Annotated in this window: 18 protein-coding genes and 1 pseudogene; 8 read left to right on the forward strand and 11 right to left on the reverse strand. The window is 54.5% G+C overall.

Annotation, left to right across the window (positions count from 1 at the left end; genetic code table 11):
- Positions 1-97 precede the first annotated feature (97 nt).
- Together nagZ and EZJ17_RS04195 are read left to right on the forward strand one after the other, a co-directional pair.
- The gene (gene nagZ / locus EZJ17_RS04190; protein ID WP_067439715.1) at positions 98-1,183 is read left to right on the forward strand and encodes a beta-N-acetylhexosaminidase; all 1,086 of its coding nucleotides are present in this window, start codon (positions 98-100) and stop codon (positions 1,181-1,183) included.
- Positions 1,184-1,194: 11 nt separating this feature from the next.
- Entirely contained in the window at positions 1,195-1,557 is a 363-nt protein-coding gene (locus tag EZJ17_RS04195; protein WP_067439277.1) for a DUF2185 domain-containing protein, read from the forward strand.
- A 105-nt stretch (positions 1,558-1,662) separates the two neighbouring features.
- Here the strand turns inward: EZJ17_RS04195 and EZJ17_RS04200 are convergent, their stop codons facing one another.
- The 4 genes from EZJ17_RS04200 to EZJ17_RS04215 form a co-directional block, all read right to left on the reverse strand.
- Entirely contained in the window at positions 1,663-2,637 is a 975-nt protein-coding gene (locus EZJ17_RS04200) for a glycosyl transferase family 90 (protein ID WP_067444691.1), read from the reverse strand.
- 6 nt (positions 2,638-2,643) lie between these two features.
- A complete protein-coding gene (locus EZJ17_RS04205; protein ID WP_067439271.1) occupies positions 2,644-2,886 on the reverse strand; it encodes a zinc-ribbon domain-containing protein in 243 nt (80 codons plus the stop codon).
- 71 nt (positions 2,887-2,957) lie between these two features.
- Positions 2,958-3,449: a peptidylprolyl isomerase gene (locus tag EZJ17_RS04210; protein ID WP_067439268.1), complete on the reverse strand. Its 492-nt coding sequence runs from the start codon at positions 3,447-3,449 to the stop codon at positions 2,958-2,960.
- A gap of 87 nt (positions 3,450-3,536) precedes the next feature.
- Positions 3,537-4,112, reverse strand: coding sequence for a peptidylprolyl isomerase (locus tag EZJ17_RS04215; protein WP_067439265.1), 576 nt, complete (start codon positions 4,110-4,112; stop codon positions 3,537-3,539).
- A gap of 274 nt (positions 4,113-4,386) precedes the next feature.
- On the opposite strand from EZJ17_RS04215, the gene EZJ17_RS04220 reads away from it, so the two are divergent.
- Positions 4,387-6,012, forward strand: coding sequence for an ABC-F family ATPase (locus EZJ17_RS04220; protein ID WP_067439262.1), 1,626 nt, complete (start codon positions 4,387-4,389; stop codon positions 6,010-6,012).
- An 83-nt stretch (positions 6,013-6,095) separates the two neighbouring features.
- Complete coding sequence (locus EZJ17_RS10535) at positions 6,096-6,401, forward strand: hypothetical protein (RefSeq protein ID WP_231868024.1); 306 nt, start codon at positions 6,096-6,098, stop codon at positions 6,399-6,401.
- A gap of 245 nt (positions 6,402-6,646) precedes the next feature.
- Here EZJ17_RS10535 and EZJ17_RS10540 read toward each other — a convergent pair whose 3' ends face one another.
- Positions 6,647-6,895, reverse strand: coding sequence for an alternative ribosome-rescue factor A (locus EZJ17_RS10540; protein WP_067439259.1), 249 nt, complete (start codon positions 6,893-6,895; stop codon positions 6,647-6,649).
- A 181-nt stretch (positions 6,896-7,076) separates the two neighbouring features.
- Between EZJ17_RS10540 and EZJ17_RS04235 the strand changes: the two genes are divergently transcribed.
- On the forward strand, positions 7,077-7,640 hold the full coding sequence (locus EZJ17_RS04235) for a hypothetical protein (RefSeq protein WP_067439256.1): 564 nt from the start codon (positions 7,077-7,079) through the stop codon (positions 7,638-7,640).
- Positions 7,641-7,713: 73 nt separating this feature from the next.
- Here the strand turns inward: EZJ17_RS04235 and EZJ17_RS04240 are convergent, their stop codons facing one another.
- Positions 7,714-8,553: a 23S rRNA (adenine(2030)-N(6))-methyltransferase RlmJ gene (locus EZJ17_RS04240; protein WP_067444694.1), complete on the reverse strand. Its 840-nt coding sequence runs from the start codon at positions 8,551-8,553 to the stop codon at positions 7,714-7,716.
- 555 nt (positions 8,554-9,108) lie between these two features.
- On the opposite strand from EZJ17_RS04240, the gene EZJ17_RS04245 reads away from it, so the two are divergent.
- Together EZJ17_RS04245 and erpA are read left to right on the forward strand one after the other, a co-directional pair.
- Entirely contained in the window at positions 9,109-10,614 is a 1,506-nt protein-coding gene (locus EZJ17_RS04245) for an SEL1-like repeat protein (RefSeq protein ID WP_151086222.1), read from the forward strand.
- A gap of 249 nt (positions 10,615-10,863) precedes the next feature.
- A complete protein-coding gene (gene erpA / locus EZJ17_RS04250) occupies positions 10,864-11,214 on the forward strand; it encodes an iron-sulfur cluster insertion protein ErpA (RefSeq protein ID WP_003821808.1) in 351 nt (116 codons plus the stop codon).
- A gap of 210 nt (positions 11,215-11,424) precedes the next feature.
- Here the strand turns inward: erpA and glyA are convergent, their stop codons facing one another.
- The 5 genes and pseudogenes from glyA to ilvA all read right to left on the reverse strand — a co-directional run bounded on the left by glyA (position 11,425) and on the right by ilvA (position 16,535).
- Positions 11,425-12,675, reverse strand: coding sequence for a serine hydroxymethyltransferase (gene glyA / locus EZJ17_RS04255; RefSeq protein ID WP_067439247.1), 1,251 nt, complete (start codon positions 12,673-12,675; stop codon positions 11,425-11,427).
- Positions 12,676-12,984: 309 nt separating this feature from the next.
- Positions 12,985-13,584: pseudogene (locus tag EZJ17_RS04260) on the reverse strand (IS1595 family transposase); the annotation flags it as partial.
- Positions 13,585-13,792: 208 nt separating this feature from the next.
- Complete coding sequence (gene cutA, locus EZJ17_RS04265; RefSeq protein ID WP_067444700.1) at positions 13,793-14,116, reverse strand: divalent-cation tolerance protein CutA; 324 nt, start codon at positions 14,114-14,116, stop codon at positions 13,793-13,795.
- Between the two features lie 67 nt (positions 14,117-14,183).
- Complete coding sequence (locus tag EZJ17_RS04270) at positions 14,184-14,819, reverse strand: alpha/beta hydrolase (RefSeq protein WP_067444713.1); 636 nt, start codon at positions 14,817-14,819, stop codon at positions 14,184-14,186.
- A 195-nt stretch (positions 14,820-15,014) separates the two neighbouring features.
- Positions 15,015-16,535, reverse strand: coding sequence for a threonine ammonia-lyase, biosynthetic (gene ilvA / locus EZJ17_RS04275; RefSeq protein WP_067439241.1), 1,521 nt, complete (start codon positions 16,533-16,535; stop codon positions 15,015-15,017).
- A gap of 233 nt (positions 16,536-16,768) precedes the next feature.
- Between ilvA and EZJ17_RS04280 the strand changes: the two genes are divergently transcribed.
- Entirely contained in the window at positions 16,769-18,013 is a 1,245-nt protein-coding gene (locus EZJ17_RS04280; RefSeq protein ID WP_067439239.1) for a D-alanyl-D-alanine carboxypeptidase family protein, read from the forward strand.
- The last annotated feature ends 127 nt before the right edge of the window (positions 18,014-18,140 follow it).

Here is an 18,140-nt window from a genome sequence, read left to right on the forward strand (position 1 = left end):
CAATCGGTTTTACCTGAATTAAAAGGCCTCGGCTTGTTTTTTCGCAGCAGAAGTGATGAAATTCCGCCTTTGTACCGAACACACAGAAAGATTTGCTATGCCACCCGTTTGCCTGCCGCGCGGCCCGATTATGGCCGATGTTGCCACCCACCGCCTGAGCGAGGAAGAAAAACAACGCCTGCTGCACCCAGCCGTTGGCGGTGTGATTTTGTTTCGCCGCAATTACCAAAACCGCAGCCAACTTCAGGCTTTGTGTGCCGAAATCAAGGCATTGCGTACGCCGGAGTTGGTGATTGCCGTGGATCATGAGGGCGGGCGAGTGCAGCGCTTTATCGAAGGCTTCACCCGTCTGCCGGCCATGAGCACGCTGGGTGGCATTTGGGAAAAGCAAGGCCAAGCAGCGGCAGAAGCGGCGGCGGAACAGGTGGGTTGGGTGTTGGCGACAGAATTGCGCGCTTGCGGGGTGGACTTATCGTTTACGCCGGTGTTGGATTTGGATTGGGGACAGTGCGCCGTGATCGGCAACCGCAGCTTCCACTGCCAAGCTGATACCGTTACCGCGCTGGCGCTGGCGCTGCAACGAGGGCTCAACCGGAGCGGCATGCAAAGCTGCGGCAAACACTTCCCCGGCCACGGCTTTGTTTCCGGCGACAGTCACCACGTCTTGCCCGAAGACCCGCGTAGCCTGGCCGAACTGATGGCGGCAGATATCCAGCCTTTCCGCGCCCTGGCCGCCGAGGGCATGGCCGCCGTGATGCCTGCGCATGTGGTGTACCCGCAGGTGGACGCGCAGCCCGCCGGTTTTTCGAGCATCTGGCTGAAGCAGATTTTGCGCCAGGATTTGGGCTTCAACGGCGTGATTTTTTCCGACGACCTCACCATGGAGGGCGCCAGCATGGCCGGCGGCATCCGCGAGCGGGCAGCGCAATCTTTTGCCGCCGGCTGCGATATCGTGTTGGTGTGTAATCGCCCCGATTGGGTGGACGAACTGCTCGAAGGCTTCAGGTTACCTGAAAACCCGCAACTGGCCGAGCGCTGGCAATACATGGCCGGGCGCGGCACGCCAGAAGATTACGCCGCAGTAATGCAACAGCCTGAATTCCAAGCCGCCCAAGCCTTCACCGCCGCCCTTTCCTCGCCGCAAGATTTGGCCGGTGGGGTGAAAGTGGGCGAGGCGTTTTAAGGAGGATACTTATGTTGAACCCGAAAATTTTCAGCCTGCCGGAAGAAGAGCTGCCGGTAAAAGACGTGCCGCAGGGCTATGCCATCGTTTCCGACCAGGTTGCCAAAGAAGGCATGCCGATCCGTTTTCTGTATCGGGAAGAGCCTGATTCGGCCTTCCCGCCCGATAGCGGCTGGCGGATGTTTTCCAGTTTTGAAGACGATGATTATGCCGACAATGCGGCCAACTTCCACCTCTACAGCCTGCAACGCATGGCTAACTACCAGCCGGCGATCGCCAAATTGCTGCACAGCTCCACCGGCTCGGTGTTTGAGCAGGATTTACACCAGCCGGATTTTGTGGCGGTGAGCGATTGGGAGATTCCGCAGGAGTGAGCTTGGTGTCATCATTGTGATGGCGGGCGGTATAGAGGCTACCTGAAGTGGTTTTTTGATTTTCAGGTAGTCTTTTGTTGTGGCCGGGCAAGCCAGGCTGATCAATTAGCTTGTGGCCAATTCAAAATATTTCTGCATCACCAACAGGCTGGTGATCAGTTCTTGCCTGTGGTTGAAGAAGGGCTGCATATAGGCGTTGGCGTTGCGGATGATGCGTTCAGCGGCGTAGGGGTGTTGTTGGTAGAAGGCGAGTTTTTCTTCGAAATCGCTGTAGTCTGGCTGGAGGTGGACGTAGTGGACTTCAGGCTGCAGCAGGCCCTCCAGCAGCCAGGTTTCGTAGGCGGGGGTGGTCATGAAACAGAGGGAGCGGGAGGCGAGTATCCATTTGAGGTTGGTAGCGACGTCGTTGCCTTCGATGCTGAGGATGTATTTGTATTGCAGCTGTTGGCCTACGCTCATGAAGCTGCGGTGGTAGGGCTGGCCGATGGATTGTTTGTGTACGCAGCCGACGTCGCACTGGGGATGGTCGTGGTATTGGTGCAAGAAGCGCAGGCGCTGCTCTTGGAAGGCGGCGCCGCGCCAGACGAGTTGGTTGCGTTTGGCGGCAAAGGGGGTGCGGTCGGGGTAGATGTAGAAGTGGCGCACGCTGTCGAGCTTGAGCAAAATGGAGTGTTGGTTATCGCTCCGGATGGGGCGGCTTTTCACGAAAGAGGGCTGGGCGGGAATGTGGGTGACGTCGCCGAATTCGTAGGCGAAGCGGGCTTCTGCCGGGAAGTGGCGCAGGAGGGCGGCGAGGTCGTAGTAGTAGGCAGAGGTGTGGCTGCCGCGTTTGAAGTTGCCGGCTTGGCCTACCGGGGTGAGGCTACCTGAAAGGGTAAATGGCAGGTTTTGCCGGTTGCAGTAGTCCACGCGTTGCCGGATTTGTTGCTGGGTTTCGCTCGGTAGGCGGGCAAACTCGGCCAATACGGGCTTGATGGATCTGGCGAGCAGGCGGTGTGGCAACAGGCCGAATGGGCTGTGGCGGGTGTAGTAGGCGAGTTTGTGCAGGCGGCGGTGGTAAATGCCGAAGTCGATGGGCATAGCGGTTTAGCGGGGTTGCATCAGTTGTTTGGCTTCCTGGCGTTTGAGCTTCCAGCCGTGGGAGCAACCGGGGCAAGTGAGGTAGTATTTTGATTCCATGCGGAATAGGGGGATGAAGAAGAAGGTGAATTTGGTGTAGGCGTTGGTGATGTGCAAATTAACGCGGTTGTTGCAGTTGCCGCAGATGCAGCTCTCGCCGCTTTCGCCGAGGTCATCGAAATAGCCTTTGCTGCCCCAGATGAAGATCATGGTGTTTTCCCTTTGAGATGGTCAGATGTGAAAGCCGAGCCGGCATATGGCAGCCGGCTCGGCTGGTTTGTTTATACGATTTCGGCTTTGGTGATGACTATGGGATCAACCGGCACGTCGTCGTGGTAGCCGTGGCGTTTGGTGGCCACGCCTTCGATGGCATCAACAACATCTTGGCCTTCCACCACTTTGCCGAATACGGCGTAGCCCCAGCCGTGCAGGCTTGGGGAGGTGTGGTTGAGGAAGTCGTTGTCTTTGGTGTTGATGAAGAATTGGGAGGAGGCGCTGTGCGGGGCTTGGGTGCGCGCCATGGCGAGGGTGTATTTGTTGTTTTTCAGGCCGTTTTGCGCTTCATTTTTAATCGGGGCGCGGGAGGGCTTTTCCTGCATGTTTTCGTCCATGCCGCCGCCTTGAATCATGAAGCCTTTGATCACGCGGTGGAAAATAAGGCCGTCGTAGAAGCCGTCTTTCACGTATTGTTCGAAGTTGGCGGCAGTTTCGGGGGCTTTTTCGTGGTCGAGTTCGATGCCGATGGTGCCGAAGTTGGTGTGGAGTTTGATCATGTTTATTGTCCTGTAATTAGGTTGGAGAAAAGGGAAGAGGCTACCTGAAAAACGGTTTGGGTTTCAGGTAGCCTTTTTATGTTGGGATTATTGCGAAAGAACGCGCACTTGGCGGATAACGATGGGCGTGCGCGGCACGTCTTGATACATATCCACGGTGCCGGTGGGAATGCCGGCGATTTTGTCCACCACTTCCTGCCCGGCGGTTACTTTGCCGAACACGGCATAGCCGTAGCCGCGTGCGGTGGGAGCGGTGTGGTTGAGAAATTCATTGTCTTTCAAGTTGATGAAAAACTGGCTGGTGGCGGAGTGCGGTTGGGCTGTGCGTGCCATGGCGATGGTGTAGCGGTTGTTTTTCAGGCCGTTGGTAGCTTCGTTGTCGAGAGCGCGGCGGATGGGGGCTTTTTCGGCCATTTGAGCAGTGAGGCCGCCGCCTTGAATCATGAAGCCGGGAATCACACGGTGGAAAATAGTGCCGTTGTAAAAGCCGCTGCGGGCGTAGGCGAGGAAGTTTTCCACGGTTTTCGGCGCACGGGTTTCATCCAAGGAAAGCTCAATATTGCCTTGGCTGGTTTCGAGCATCACGCGGGTTTCGGCGTGGGCGGCGAGGGCGGAGCAGCTGAGTACGGCGGCCAGGATGAGTGTGCGGAACGGTTTGTTCATGATATTGGTTAAGATATGGAAATGAATAAGGGCGTTAGGGTAAAGGCTACCTGAAAATTTTGCAAGCACGGTTACAGCGCTTTTGCCAGCTGTGTCAGCTGGCGTTGTGGTATTACTCATGCTGTTTGCAACTCCTCGCCCGGCAAGAAGAAAGAACAGCTTCCGCTGCCATAGAGGCTGGCTATGGTGAGAAGGGTTGTTTTAAATACAGAAAGCATTGATTGTGTTAAAATTACCCACTTTTTATATTCTAATTTTCCGCAAAGGCACACCCATGATTTCCACTTCCGGCATCACCATGCAGTTTGGCGCGAAGCCGCTGTTTGAAAACGTCTCCGTCAAATTCGGCGAAGGCAACCGCTACGGCCTCATCGGGGCGAACGGCTCGGGCAAATCCACCTTCATGAAGATTTTGGGCGGCGATTTGGAGCAGACCAGCGGCGAAGTGGCGATTGAACACGGCGTGCGTTTGGGCAAACTGCGCCAAGACCAGTTTGCCTACGAAGACATGCGCGTGCTGGACGTGGTGATGATGGGGCATACCGAAATGTGGGCGGCGATGACCGAACGCGACGCGATTTACGCCAATCCCGAAGCCACCGAAGAAGACTATATGCACGCCGCCGAACTGGAAGCCAAGTTCGCCGAATACGACGGCTACACCGCCGAAGCGCGTGCCGCCGAATTATTGAGCGGCGTGGGCATTGCCGAAGAACTACACAACGCCACCATGGCGGAAGTTGCCCCCGGCTTCAAGTTGCGCGTGCTGCTGGCGCAAGCCCTGTTTTCCAAACCCGACGTGCTGCTCTTGGACGAGCCGACCAACAACTTGGACATCAACACCATCCGCTGGCTGGAAGGCGTGTTGAACCAATACGACAGCACTATGATTATCATCAGCCACGACCGCCACTTCCTAAACGAAGTCTGCACCCACATGGCGGATTTGGACTACAACACCATCACGGTTTACCCCGGCAACTACGACGATTACATGCTCGCCTCCGCCCAATCGCGCGAGCGCGCGCTGAAAGACAATGCCAAAGCCAAAGAAAAAATGCAGGAATTGCAAGAATTTGTGGCGCGCTTCTCTGCCAATAAATCCAAAGCCCGCCAAGCCACCAGCCGTCTGAAACAGGCCGACAAAATCAAAGCAGAAATGGTGGAAGTGAAACCGTCCACCCGCCAAAACCCGTATATCCGCTTTGAAACCGACGAAAAAAACAAGCTGCACCGCCAAGCCGTGGAAGTGGAAAACTTGGCCAAATCGTTCGACAAAACCCTGTTTGAAAAACTGTCTTACATTCTGGAAGCCGGACAACGCCTCGCCATCATCGGCCCGAACGGCGCGGGCAAATCCACTCTGCTGAAACTGTTGGCTGGTGCGTTTGACGAAAAACTTTCCGACATCAAACCCGATGCAGGCAGCATCAAATGGGCGGAAAAAGCCACCGTCGGCTACTATCCGCAAGACCACGAAAACGACTTCGACTGCGACATGGACCTGACCGAATGGATGCGCCAATGGGGGCAGGAAGGCGACGACGAGCAAGTGATTCGCGGCACGCTCGGCCGTTTGCTGTTCGGCAGCAACGACGTGGTGAAGAAAATGAAAGTGCTCTCCGGCGGTGAAAAAGGCCGTATGCTCTACGGCAAACTGCTGTTGCTGCGCCCCAATGTGCTGATTATGGACGAACCCACCAACCACATGGACATGGAAAGCATCGAGTCGCTGAACATGGCGCTGGAAAAATACAAAGGCACGCTGATTTTCGTGTCGCACGATCGCCAATTTGTATCCTCGCTTGCCACCCAGATTATCGAGCTCGACGGCAAAGGCGGCTTCGAGTACTACATGGGTGATTACGAAGGCTACTTAGCCAAGAAAGGCTTGGTGTAACACCAAAGGCTACCTGAAAGAGAAATCAATTTTCAGGTAGCCTTTTCCAGATGGTTCAAATAAAAATATAAGAAAGGGAAAGCATGTTCACACTCAATGGATTTGGCACCACATTTATCGGCGAATGCGATTACGAGCCGGACGGCACTTACATCACCACGGCATGGATTGTGGCTTTATGGATACCGCTGATTCCGCTGTATAGCGCACGGATTTTGTTGGTGGAACCGACCATGCTCTCCGGCACGAATTATCAAATTATCAAGCAGCCAGTGCATTGGGGTCAGGCTCGGCGGATATGGGCGTACACACTCGGGATTCCCGCTCTGCTTGCCTTGTTTGTTTGGATGGTGGGTGTGTTGGATTCATTGTCGCCGCTGGCGAGGTAAATCCTATTTTGGCTGGCGGTGGGCGTGATGCTTGTCTACGCTCTTTTGCCGTTTTTCCTGCGCTATCGGGCTTGTAAGGCAATCGGGCTGCGTTACAAGGAGCTGAATGAATCGCCTCTTACTTGGCTGATAGTAGTGTTGCTGTTGCTTGCATTCGGTTATGGGGTATTGTTTGGGAACAAACCATAGCGCAGGCTTGGAATCTGCCCAAGCATGAGGCTACCTGAAAATCGGTAAAGCAGTTTTCAGGTAGCCTGTAGCTGAAATATTTTCCATACAGGCCAGTCAAGGCCGTATGCAGCACTTTGGTTATGCATAGTGCAAATGAAACGGGACGGTTGTTCAAAACCGTCCCGCCATTTTTTGGCTGCCTGCCTGTTGTAGCTGCCTTTGCCTTTCTTTTTGCGTTCCGTTTTGTGCCGGAACAGATTGGAATGCACCAGCGCTTTGAGTGCGTTATCACGGATTTTGCCTTTATTGAGTTGATGTGTCATAGGGCTTTCCTTTTGTTTTGTATTAAAACGGGCGCGGATTGTAGCCTGCCGGTTAGGATGGGGCAAGAGGGGGCAGGCTACCTGAAAATTGATGTTGTTAAGCAGAGGGGCTATGATGCTGCAAGGTTTTGCATTATTGCTTTACGGTACTTTCAGATAGCTTTATTGAGGAAATAACACAATGGAAAATCATGATTATCTTTCCTGTCGTAAAGAGATACGGGAGTGGGAGTTTGGCAGAGGCTTGTTGAACGGGTGGGCTACTGTGTTTGGTGCCGCGGCGTTGCTCACTATTCTTGGACGGATAATTTTGCTATCTGGGCAATATCGAATAACGGTATTGCACTTGGGTATCTTGCTGCTGCTTGCCTTAGCGGTATGCAGGCTGGTGTGGTGGCGGTGGCATGGCAAACGTACCGGACCACGCGAGTTTGTGCGTTTGGAGGAAGAGGGTATCCGTTATTGTTTATCGGGTGCGGGCGAAGGTTTTGTGGCTTATGAATGGTTGCAATTTGTGAATTTGCGGGGCGGAAACTTTCCCAGCAAATTGTTATTGCAATACCGTATGCCGGAACAGGCCGGCGTAGTGCCGCAAACGCTCAGTTTGAATTTGAATCGGATTAAGCCGTCGTCTGCAGCCGGAAACCAGGTGTGGCTTAACAGCGCGGGGAATGCTTTGGAATTGGCGGAGGAAATCAGAAATCGCTGCCGGCCGGGGCAGCTGTATGGCAAATTAGTGTATTGATTGCCGGTTTGGCGTGGTGCTGTGTTTTTCAGGTAGCCTTGGTATGGAAAAGGCTACCTGAAAACTTAAATGCTTAAGCGCTTTCTTGCTCCAGCACAAATCTTGCACCTCCGTCTTGCGCTAAGAGTTCGGTGAGGGCAGGCAGGTTGGCGGCGAGCTGTTCGGCCAGCAGGTAGGGCGGGTTGATAACGAACATGCCACTGCCGTGCATGCCGAAGCCGTCGCTGCGCGGGGCGTGGGCATGCAGTTCGGCTTGCAGCCAATGGGTAACGGGCGGCAGTTTACACAGTTCGGCAGGCAGTTGGCGGCTTTCTTCGCGCGAAAGGCAGGGATACCACAGCAAATAGCAGCCGGTGGCGAAGCGGCGCAGGGCGGCCTGCAGGGTTTTGACTACTTGGCGGTAGTCTTGCTTTTGCTCGTAGGGCGGATCGATAAGAACCAAAGCGCGGCGCGTCGGGGGCGGCAGGAGGGAAATCAGACCTTGGTAGCCGTCGCTTTGTTTGGCGATGATGCGGCGGTCGGCGCGGGTGTTTTCCTGCAGCAGGGCGAAGTCGGCGGGGTGCAGCTCAAACAGGCGCATTTTGTCGCTGTCGCGTAGCAGGCTTTGGGCAAGGCGGGGCGAGCCACAATAGAAATCGGGCGTGGGCAGGATATGGCGCAGGTGTTGGCGGAATTGTTCCAGCTCGGCAGGCAGGGCGGGCGCGGCGAGCAGGCGGCTGATGCCTTGTTGGTGTTCGCTGGTTTTTTGTGCGGCATCGTCTGCCAGGCGATATAAGCCGGCTCCGCTGTGGGTGTCGATATACCAATAGGGCTTGTCTTTACGGTTGAAGTAGCTGAGGGTGAGAAACAGGATAAAATGTTTGAGCATGTCGGCATGGTTGCCGGCATGGAAGGCGTGGCGGTAGCTGAGCATGGGGTGGCGCTGAGTTGGGAAAGACGGCATTTTATAGCGGGTTGGTTGGCTTCCGCTACTTTGGCTAAATATTGCAGATAAAAAAAGGTGTGGCAGTTGGCCACACCTAAACACACACACATCAAGAGGAAAATGAATCCAATGTTGCAAGAAACAGGAGTATCTCTATTTCAACCAACCGGTTTTGCTTGCCAGCTGGGCACTAAATCCTTTCAACTTGGAGGGGATTATAAAGATAATGGTCGGGAGAAATATTGACCAAAATCAAATGAACGACAATTCATAGCTCGAAAGTTTGGCAATTTATGCGTAAAAGAGGCTCCGTTAGCAAATTATCGGTATGTTCTGGCTTTTCAGGTAGCCTCAAATAGCTTAAACGGGCTGCCACAGGGTATGCCGGCATGCTAAAATGTCTGTATATTAACAAGATGCCGTGCAACAGAACAGTTAGCAGGCAGGGGAAAACCCTTGCCAACCGGCCTGAACTAGGGAGGGGTGGCATGCGGCCTAGCCGCAATAGCCGCCGAAAGAAAGATTTAAATACGGTTGGAACGAATGATTAAATTTGCACTCGGGCGCAAAGCCGTTAAGCTGGTGAAAACAAACCGGACGGAGCAGGATAATCTGCCCGATGCCGAAGCCTACTACCGCCGCGCCCAACAATTGCTGGAAGCAGAAGGCACCCGCGAAAAAGCCGTGGCCGATATGCTCCAAGCCGCCGAAATGGGGCTCCAGCAGGCGCAATACGAACTGGGCGAGTGGAACCGTCAAGGCCAAAATGTGTCGCAAAATTATGCTACCGCGCTCTATTGGCTGGAGCGTGCCGCTGCTTCAGGCTACTTGAAAGCCGCCTACAGCCTGGCTTTGATGCAGGCCAACGGCGAAGGCATGCAGCAAGATGTATTGGCCGCCAGTCAAGTGATGCAGCATCTGGCTGCGCAAAAATTCCCGCCGGCCATCGTGTGGCTGATGGAAAACGCGGCCGCCCACGGCCAGCACCAAAAAGCCTTCGCCTGGGCCTCCCACGCTGCCGCGTTGGGCGAGCCGCAGGCGCAATACCATATGGCCTATGCCCTCCTGCACGGCTTGGGCACCAAAACCGACGTGCGTCAAGGCATCAGCTGGCTCAAACGCGCCGCCGAACACGACTACGGCGATGCGCAATGGCAGCTTGCCCGCCTGTATGAAACCGGCCGCTTCGGCGGCATGGACAAAGCCAAAGCCTTGCATTGGTATGAACGTGTGGCCGCCAAAGGCGTGGTGGCTGCCCAAAGCAAGGCCGGGCACATGCGGCTCAATGGCATCGGTTGTGCTGCCGACCCCAAAGCCGCCGTACAATGGATTATCCAAGCTGCCAACGCCAACGACTCGGAAGCGTTGAACCTGCTGGCCAAACAGCTGCTCACCGGGCAGGGCATCCAGCAAAACTTCGATGCCGCCGTGCGCTGCTTGGAGCAAGCTGTGCGCTTGGGTAATGCTGATGCTATGTATCAAATGGGCGATGTGTACCGCTACGGCTTGGGCGTATCTAAAGACGACAAACTGGCGCGGCAATGGTATGAACAGGCTGTGCTCAACGGGCATGAAGAAGCCAAAGAAAAGCTGGCCGAGCCGGTGAAACCCCAGCGCCGTGCGTCCGATCCGGTATGCCATCTGCCCGACCCGGAAGAACAGCTGGCCGAAGAACACTACCGGCAAGCCTTCGTTTGCCATTTCGGCCTCAATGGTGCCACACAAGACATCGGCCAAGCGTTCTCGCTCTATAAAGCCGCCGCTGAATACGGCCTGCCGCGTGCGCAAACCAATCTCGGCATGATGTTTTTCCTTGGCGAATTTGTGGGGAAGGACTACGAAAAAGCCGCTGCTTGGTTTAAAAAAGCCGCCCTCCGACACGACCCCGTGGCGCATTACAACCTCGCTTGCCTCTACTATCACGGCTGGGGCGTGCGCGCTAACGCCGGCGAAGCGATTTCCCACCTCAAAGCCGCCATCGCGCAAGGCCATAAGAACGAAGGCGAGTGGCAGAAGCTCTTAGAGCAATGGCAGGAAGAATTGGCTTAGGGCTGCCTGAAATCAAAAGGCTACCTGAAAAATGGCAAACGGTTTTTCAGGTAGCCTTTATATGCAGTGATGGCGAAACGCAATGCCTGCCTTAAAATATTTCGCCTCAGGCACCGCCTGCCTGCACTTTAAACCCGCCGCATTCGCCCTTATTTGCCGCTTAGAATTTACTCAAGGCCGACTTGCCCGCAAACCCCGCTTTGCGCCACAATAAGCCCATCCCGCATAGCACAGAAAAAGGAATAAATCATGTCCGACATTGATCACAGCGATCCCATTATCTTCACTGAAAGTTGCTGCAATAAGGTAGCCGAGCTGATTGCCGAAGAAAACAACCCCGATTTGAAACTGCGCGTGTTCGTGAACGGCGGCGGCTGCTCCGGCTTCCAATATGGCTTCACTTTCGACGAAATTGTGAACGATGACGACTTTCAAATCGAAAAAAGCGGCCTCGTTTTCCTAATCGACCCGATGAGCTACCAATACCTGCTCGGCGCGGAAATCGACTACACCGAAGGCCTGCAAGGCTCACAATTCGTTATCCGTAGCAACCCGAATGCCGTAACCACCTGCGGCTGCGGTTCTTCATTTTCGGTTTGATTGATTCAAGCGCATGAATGAAAGGCTACCTGAAAGTTTCAGGTAGCCTTTTAGATTAAGAATGCTACAGCGTTGGCTTGCCTTGCCGTATTACTCATGCTATCCGCACTCCCGACTTATCTTTAATCCGCATATATTGAATGGCATAAAAAAGCCGGCTGTCTCCAGCCGGCTGGTTTTATTTCAAGCGAGGCGATCAAAGCTATCTGCTTATGCGCCGTATACCGGGAATTGGTCGCACAAGGCTTTCACTTCGCCGGCTACGCGAGCCAAGTTGGCTTCGTCTTCGGGTTTGTCCAGCACATCGGCCACCAGGTTGGCCAGTTTGCGGGCGGCAGCTTCGTCGAAGCCGCGGGTGGTGATGGCGGCAGTACCTACGCGGATGCCGGAGGTAACGAAGGGTTTTTCCGGGTCGTTCGGGATGGCGTTTTTGTTGATGGTAATCAACGCTTTGCCCAGTGCAGCTTCAGCGGCTTTGCCGGTGATGTGTTTCGGGCGCAGATCCACCAGGAAAACGTGGCTTTCGGTGCGGCCGGAAATGATGCGCAGGCCACGGTTTACCAGCTCTTCGGCCATGGCGGCAGCATTGATCTTCACCTGTTTGGCGTATTGCTTGAATTCGGGTGACAGGGCTTCTTTGAAGGCCACGGCTTTGGCGGCAATCACATGCATCAGCGGGCCGCCTTGCAGGCTGGGGAAAATAGCGGAGTTGAGCGCTTTTTCGTGGGTGTTGTCACGGCACAGAATCACGCCGCCGCGCGGGCCGCGCAGGGTTTTGTGGGTAGTGGTGGTAACGAAGTCGGCATGCGGCACGGGGTTGGGGTATTCGCCGGCGGCAATCAGGCCGGCATAGTGTGCCATATCCACAAATAGGTAAGCGCCTACTTTATCAGCGATTTGGCGGAAGCGTGCCCAGTCGATTTCCAAGGCGTAGGCGGAGGCGCCGGCCACAATCATTTTGGGTTTGTGTTCGAGTGCGAGGCGTTCCACTTCGGCGTAGTCGAGCACTTCGTTTTCGTCCAGGCCGTAGGTGATGGCGTTGTAGAGCTTGCCGGAAATGTTTACCGATGCGCCGTGGGTGAGGTGGCCGCCGTGGGCGAGGCTCATGCCGAGGATGGTATCGCCGGGTTTCAATACGGAGGCATACACGGCTTGGTTGGCCTGCGAGCCGGAGTGGGGTTGTACGTTGGCATAGGTGGCGCCGAACAGTTTTTTCACGCGCTCGAGGGCAAGCTCTTCGGCCACATCTACGTGTTCGCAGCCGCCGTAGTAGCGTTTGCCGGGGTAGCCTTCGGCATATTTGTTGGTGAGCTGGCTGCCTTGGGCTTCCATCACAGCGTAGCTGGCATAATTTTCGGAGGCAATCAGTTCGACGTGGTCTTGTTGGCGGTGCTCTTCAGCGGTAATAGCAGCGGTGAGTTCAGGGTCATATTGTTCTATGGTGATGCTGCGGGAAAACATGCTTGGATCTCCTTTAGTAAAGGCAATGGTAGGACGCTGGTGGTGTCGGGGGGATAAGCTGAACAGACCTTCTCTTGCCCCCAACCGTGCTACTTGCATTATTTGCAGTTCGTTGGGTAAAAAAGGGGAGGAGTTTATTTAACTCTAATGCGCTGTATTGTAGCTGAATTCGGTGGTTATAGTTAAGGCACTTACTTGCTTCTTACTGCGTTGGCTTGCTTTGCGGTACTACTTGTACTGTGTGCTGTACTGTTCAGTGGTCTCGCCGCCTTGTATGAAAATATTATAGCCTGATCTAGATAGCCAGGACAGACTATCTCTTACCATTTGTTTCAACATGGCAATCTGAGACTTCATTTCATTGTTGTTAAATCGCCATTCGCACTCTTTCAAATACAGCTCGAAATACTTTTTCGGAATACTGTTGAACTTGCGTAAATGACGTTTGGCCCGGTTCTAGAAATTCTCAATCCCGTTAATGTGGTTTTGCCTGCCTGCAAAATGAGTGTGGTAATTAATGTGCAAGCGGCTAAGCTAACATCCAATACATTGGGATACTGTGACAATCGGTATAAGCTACGCTGTCCGGCCTTATCTGCTCCCGGATAATCGGTAGTAGGGTAGCCGCTAATATTGGCTACGGTAACGGTGTAAACCTTGCCATTACGCTTTAACAGCCAGAATACCATAACTTTGCCGTCTGCTCCGCGACTGCGTTTGCCTTTGCGGCCGCCTTCCAAATAACCTTCATCTGCTTCTACTTCGCCATCAAATCGTTCCAAGTGCTCGCCAACTATGAAAAGAAAGCAAACTCAAACGGTGAAAGTAGTAGGCAGCGATGGTTTTATTGACTCCGGTCAATTCGGTGTCAGTACGGGCGGTTGCCCCTGCAACGAACAATTCGATCAGTTTGTCTTGGACAGGCTGATTGAGGCGATTTCTCTCATGGGAATGCTTTAATCAAATCTGAGTATTCCTAATTATCTAGGACAGCTCCAAAAATAATTGCTTCAGCTATATGCAGAGGGCGGAGAGAAAGGTTACCTGAAATTTTTAGGCAGCCTTTTAACGGGTGGCAAGATATAGGGAGAAGATTGAGTGATGAACGTTTGCCGAATTACGGTGCGAGGTTGTCTTGCAGCCATTTCAGGTAGACTTCCACGCCGTCGTATACGGGCAGCAGCAGGATTTGCGGGCAATCGTAGCTGTGGTGTTCGAGGATGAGGCGTTCAACGGCGGGATAGTGCCGAGTGGCGGTTTTGATGGTGAGGCGGATTTCATTGTCGCAGCAGAGTTTGCCCTGCCAGATGTATTGGCTTTGAATGGTTTCGTATTGCACGCAGGCGGCGAATTGATGTTGCAGCAGGAGGCCGCCGATGCGTTCGGCTTCGGCTTGGCTGGGGCAGGTGGTGAGGACGATGGCGGGTTGGCAGGCGGACATGGTGGTAAGGAGAAGATAGGGTTTCAGGTAGCCTTTCCAATTCAAAGGCTACCTGAAACCGGTCGGCTTATTTTTCCAACAGGCCGGGCACGAAGCGCAGCAGGGTGTCGCGCAGGGGAATGAGTTTGCCATGGAAGAAGTGGGAGGATTGGGGCAGCACAACCACGGGGATGTCTTGCGGGGCGGCCCAGCTGAGGGCGTTGGCCAGCGGCACCACTTCATCAATTTCGCCGTGGATCACCAAGGTGTGCACCGGGTCGGCGGCTTGGGCGGCGGGCACTTCATACATGCCCACGGCGGGGCCGAGTAGCACGAGGGCATCGGGTCGGCGCTGTTGGGCGGCAAACAGGCTCACGTAGCCGCCGAAGGAGAAGCCGGAAATGATGAGTTGGGTGGCATGGGGGTGTTGGCTTCGGGCGTAGTCGATTACGGCGAGGCAGTCGTCGGTTTCGCCGCGCCCGTAGTCGTGTTCTCCTTCGCTTTTGCCTACGCCGCGCAGGTTGGGTAGGTAGCAGTGGAAGCCAAGGCGGGCATAGACTTTAGCGGCAGTTTGGATCACTTTGTTGGTAAACGTGCCGCCGTGCAGAGGATTGGGGTGGTTGATGATGGCCACTCCGCGTTCGGGGGGTTCAGCCGGCAGATAGATGGTGTGCAGGCGGCCGGCAGGACCGTTTATCCAGAGTAGGTGTTGTGGAGTTAGCATAGTTTTTTAGTTTGTGAATGAGATTCATAGTAAATTAATTTTAAAGCAAGACAGCGTTGGCTTGCCTTGCTGTACTACTATACTATCTGCAGCTCACCGCCTTGTCCTGATTTAAACTTAATCCACTACAAGTTTCAGGTAGCCTGAATGGGTTTGAGGGCTACCTGAAAACTAGTGGCAGGTAATGCTCTAGGCCTAGCCAAGGAACAGACGGTAGGCGGTGTTGTCGGTTTGTTCGGTGTGCACATAGCCCAGCTCTTGCAGGAAGGTGGCAAAGGCTTGGTTGTCAGCGGGTGGTATGTCGATGCCCACCAGCACGCGGTCGTAATCCGAACTGTGGCTGAGGTAGTGGAACAGGGTAATGTTCCAACCGCTCTGCATGCGGTCGAGGAAGTAGGCCAACGCACCGGGGCGTTTGGGAAATTCAAAACTGAACAAACGTTCGTGCGCTACTTTGCCGGTACGCCCACCCACCATGTAGCGAATGTGAATTTTGGCGGTTTCATTTTTGGTAAGGTTGGTGTTGGGCAGGCCGGCGGCGGTGAGCGCGGCACTGACTGCGGCCAGGTCGGCTGCGCCTTTGCTTTGGATACCCACAAAGATGTGGGCGGTGGAGTTGTCGCTGTAGCGGTAATTGAACTCGGTGATGTTTCGGTTACCCAATATGTTGATGAATTTTAGGAAACTACCAGGCTGCTCGGGGATCGATACGGCAAAAATACTTTCGTTGCTCTCGTCCAGCTCGCTGCGCTCGGAAACATGACGCAAGCTGTGGAAATTGATATTGGCGCCGCTGGTTACGGCAATCAGGGTTTGCCTCTGCACTTGCTCACGGGCGATGTAGGCTTTGAGGCCGGCTAAGGCCAGCGCGCCGGCGGGCTCACAGATGCTGCGAGTGTCGTCGAAAATGTCTTTGAGTGCGCCGCAGATAGCATCGGTATCTACTGTGATGATTTCATCCAAGAATTCGCGGCACAGGCGAAAGGTTTCTTCGCCCACCAGCTTTACTGCCGTGCCGTCTGAAAACAGGCCGACGTCTTTGAGCTCGACCAGCCGACCGTGTTCGATGGAGGTTTTCATGGCGCAGGAATCGTGGGTTTGCACGCCGATTACCTTGATTTCGGGGCGCACCTGCTTGATGAACACGGCCACGCCGGCCGCCAGCCCACCGCCGCCGATAGGTACGAACACGGCATCAATCGGTTTGGAGTGCTGGCGCACGATTTCCAGCCCGATGGTACCCTGGCCGGCAATCACATCAGGATCGTCAAACGGCGGGATATAGGTTTGACCGCTGGCGTCAGCAAGCTGCATGGCGTGGTCGTAGGCATCGTTGAACGACACGCCTTTGAGCACCACTTTGCCGCCGCGCGAGCGTACTGCGTCCACCTTAATTTGCGGCGCGGTTTCAGGCATCACGATGGTGGCTTCGCAGCCGAGCTTCTGCGCGGAAAGCGCCACGCCCTGCGCATGGTTGCCGGCGCTGGCGGCAATCACACCTTTTTGCAGCATTTTTGGTGGAAGCTTAGCCATTTTATTGTATGCTCCTCTGATTTTGAAGGAGAAAACCGGCTGTAGGTCCTCGCGCTTGAGCAGAATGCAGTTGCCGGTGCGCGCGGAAAGGTTGCGAGCGAAATCGAGTGGCGTTTCAACAGCCAAGTCGTAAACGGAGGCAGTGAGGATGCGGGTGAGGTAGTCGGTGTAGGGCAGTGGCATGATAGGGTGTTTTGAACGAGACTAAAAAGCAAGATACTCTGTTTGCGCCGCCGCTGGCAAGAAAAATCAGGTTAAACGCTTAGCAAAGCGGGTTTGAATGGCTATAATTAGTGCGATTTTGCTGCATGATTGGCATTTGGCAGGAGTCTATCTGAAAAGTTTTCAGTTTCAGATAGACTCAAACCAAACGTTGTTGTCGGCAAACCATTCAACCAAATCAAACAGACAACGCAATGAAACAAAAACTCACCCTCCTCACCTTATCCCTTTTAGTGGCCGGCTGGCAGGTGCAGGCTGCGCCACAAGCTGCTTCTTTCCCCCGCCAAGCCTCTGCTCCCGCCGCTTCTCTTTCGGTTGTTTCCGCCAGTTCTGCCGCCACTCAGCCCGTGGCCGCTGTGGGGCTACCTGAAATCAAAGCCTCAGCCTATGCTGTGTATGACGCGCAAAGCGGCCAGATACTTGCATCGCACAAATTAAACGAACACATCGAGCCCGCTTCTCTCACCAAACTGATGACCGCCTATTTGGTGTTCAAAGCCCTAGAAGAAGGCAAGCTCAAGCCAGATCAAACCTTTACCGTTTCCGAGCAAGGCTGGAAAGTAGAAGGATCGCGCATGTTTCTAGATCCGAAAACCCCTGCTCGCGTGGATGATTTGCTCAAAGGGGTAATTGTGCAGTCCGGTAACGATGCCTCCATTACCCTGGCCGAAGCTGTGGCCGGTAGCGAAGCACAGTTTGTGCAGCTGATGAACGCCGAAGCCAAACGGCTCGGCATGAACGACACCCATTTTGAAAATAGCACCGGCCTGCCCGGCGCGCAGCACTACACCTCAGTGCAAGACCTCATCACCCTTTCCGCCGCTATCATTCACGACTATCCGCAATACTATCGGCTCTACGCCATCCAGTCTTACAGCTACAACAACATCACCCAGCCCAACCGCAACCTGCTGCTCTACCGCGACCCCGACGTGGACGGAATGAAAACCGGCCACACCGACAGCGCCGGCTACAATCTGGTTGCCTCCAGCAAACGTAATGGCCGCCGCGTGATTTCTGTAGTGGTAGGCACTGAAAGCATGCAGGCGCGCGCCGCCGAGAGCAGCAAATTGCTCAATTGGGCGCTGCAATCTTATGACACGCCTAAGCTGTATGATGCCGAGACCGCCATTTCACAGGTGAAAGTGTATAAGGGTACAGAAAACGCCGTGAACGTGGGCTTTATCGACACCACCTACATCACCGTGCCGCACGGCCAAGCCGCCCAGCTTCAGCCCGTGCTGGAAACCGTGCAGCCCGTGCTTGCGCCGATTAGCAAAGGCCAAGTACTCGGCACAGTGAAATTTATGGATGCGCAAAACCGCGTGGTGGCACAGAAAGACGTGGTGGCGCTCAACGACGTGGCTGAAGCCGGCTTCTTCGGCCGCCTGTGGGACAGCATCGTGCTGTGGTTTAAGAGCCTGTTTAGCGGGTCTTGATATGGCTTGATTGATGCGAGAAAGGCTACCTGAAATTGTTCAAGTAGCCTTTTGTTTGGGTGGTAGGGTGCGGTAATGTTGGATTATGGGTAGGTAGACGTTGCCACACCGACATTTTGTTCTGTCT

The sequence above is a fragment of the Eikenella exigua genome (assembly GCF_008805035.1).
GTDB classification, from domain to species: domain Bacteria; phylum Pseudomonadota; class Gammaproteobacteria; order Burkholderiales; family Neisseriaceae; genus Eikenella; species Eikenella exigua.

What these genes read in the sequence shown, in the direction of transcription:
- nagZ (WP_067439715.1), top strand. Translation starts at nt 98, where the DNA reads ATGCCACCCGTTTGCCTGCCGCGCGGCCCGATTATGGCCGATGTTGCC.
- EZJ17_RS04195 (WP_067439277.1), top strand. Translation starts at nt 1,195, where the DNA reads ATGTTGAACCCGAAAATTTTCAGCCTGCCGGAAGAAGAGCTGCCGGTA.
- EZJ17_RS04200 (WP_067444691.1), bottom strand. Translation starts at nt 2,637, where the DNA reads ATGCCCATCGACTTCGGCATTTACCACCGCCGCCTGCACAAACTCGCC.
- EZJ17_RS04205 (WP_067439271.1), bottom strand. Translation starts at nt 2,886, where the DNA reads ATGATCTTCATCTGGGGCAGCAAAGGCTATTTCGATGACCTCGGCGAA.
- EZJ17_RS04210 (WP_067439268.1), bottom strand. Translation starts at nt 3,449, where the DNA reads ATGATCAAACTCCACACCAACTTCGGCACCATCGGCATCGAACTCGAC.
- EZJ17_RS04215 (WP_067439265.1), bottom strand. Translation starts at nt 4,112, where the DNA reads ATGAACAAACCGTTCCGCACACTCATCCTGGCCGCCGTACTCAGCTGC.
- EZJ17_RS04220 (WP_067439262.1), top strand. Translation starts at nt 4,387, where the DNA reads ATGATTTCCACTTCCGGCATCACCATGCAGTTTGGCGCGAAGCCGCTG.
- EZJ17_RS10535 (WP_231868024.1), top strand. Translation starts at nt 6,096, where the DNA reads ATGTTCACACTCAATGGATTTGGCACCACATTTATCGGCGAATGCGAT.
- EZJ17_RS10540 (WP_067439259.1), bottom strand. Translation starts at nt 6,895, where the DNA reads ATGACACATCAACTCAATAAAGGCAAAATCCGTGATAACGCACTCAAA.
- EZJ17_RS04235 (WP_067439256.1), top strand. Translation starts at nt 7,077, where the DNA reads ATGGAAAATCATGATTATCTTTCCTGTCGTAAAGAGATACGGGAGTGG.
- EZJ17_RS04240 (WP_067444694.1), bottom strand. Translation starts at nt 8,553, where the DNA reads ATGCTCAGCTACCGCCACGCCTTCCATGCCGGCAACCATGCCGACATG.
- EZJ17_RS04245 (WP_151086222.1), top strand. Translation starts at nt 9,109, where the DNA reads ATGATTAAATTTGCACTCGGGCGCAAAGCCGTTAAGCTGGTGAAAACA.
- erpA (WP_003821808.1), top strand. Translation starts at nt 10,864, where the DNA reads ATGTCCGACATTGATCACAGCGATCCCATTATCTTCACTGAAAGTTGC.
- glyA (WP_067439247.1), bottom strand. Translation starts at nt 12,675, where the DNA reads ATGTTTTCCCGCAGCATCACCATAGAACAATATGACCCTGAACTCACC.
- cutA (WP_067444700.1), bottom strand. Translation starts at nt 14,116, where the DNA reads ATGTCCGCCTGCCAACCCGCCATCGTCCTCACCACCTGCCCCAGCCAA.
- EZJ17_RS04270 (WP_067444713.1), bottom strand. Translation starts at nt 14,819, where the DNA reads ATGCTAACTCCACAACACCTACTCTGGATAAACGGTCCTGCCGGCCGC.
- ilvA (WP_067439241.1), bottom strand. Translation starts at nt 16,535, where the DNA reads ATGCCACTGCCCTACACCGACTACCTCACCCGCATCCTCACTGCCTCC.
- EZJ17_RS04280 (WP_067439239.1), top strand. Translation starts at nt 16,769, where the DNA reads ATGAAACAAAAACTCACCCTCCTCACCTTATCCCTTTTAGTGGCCGGC.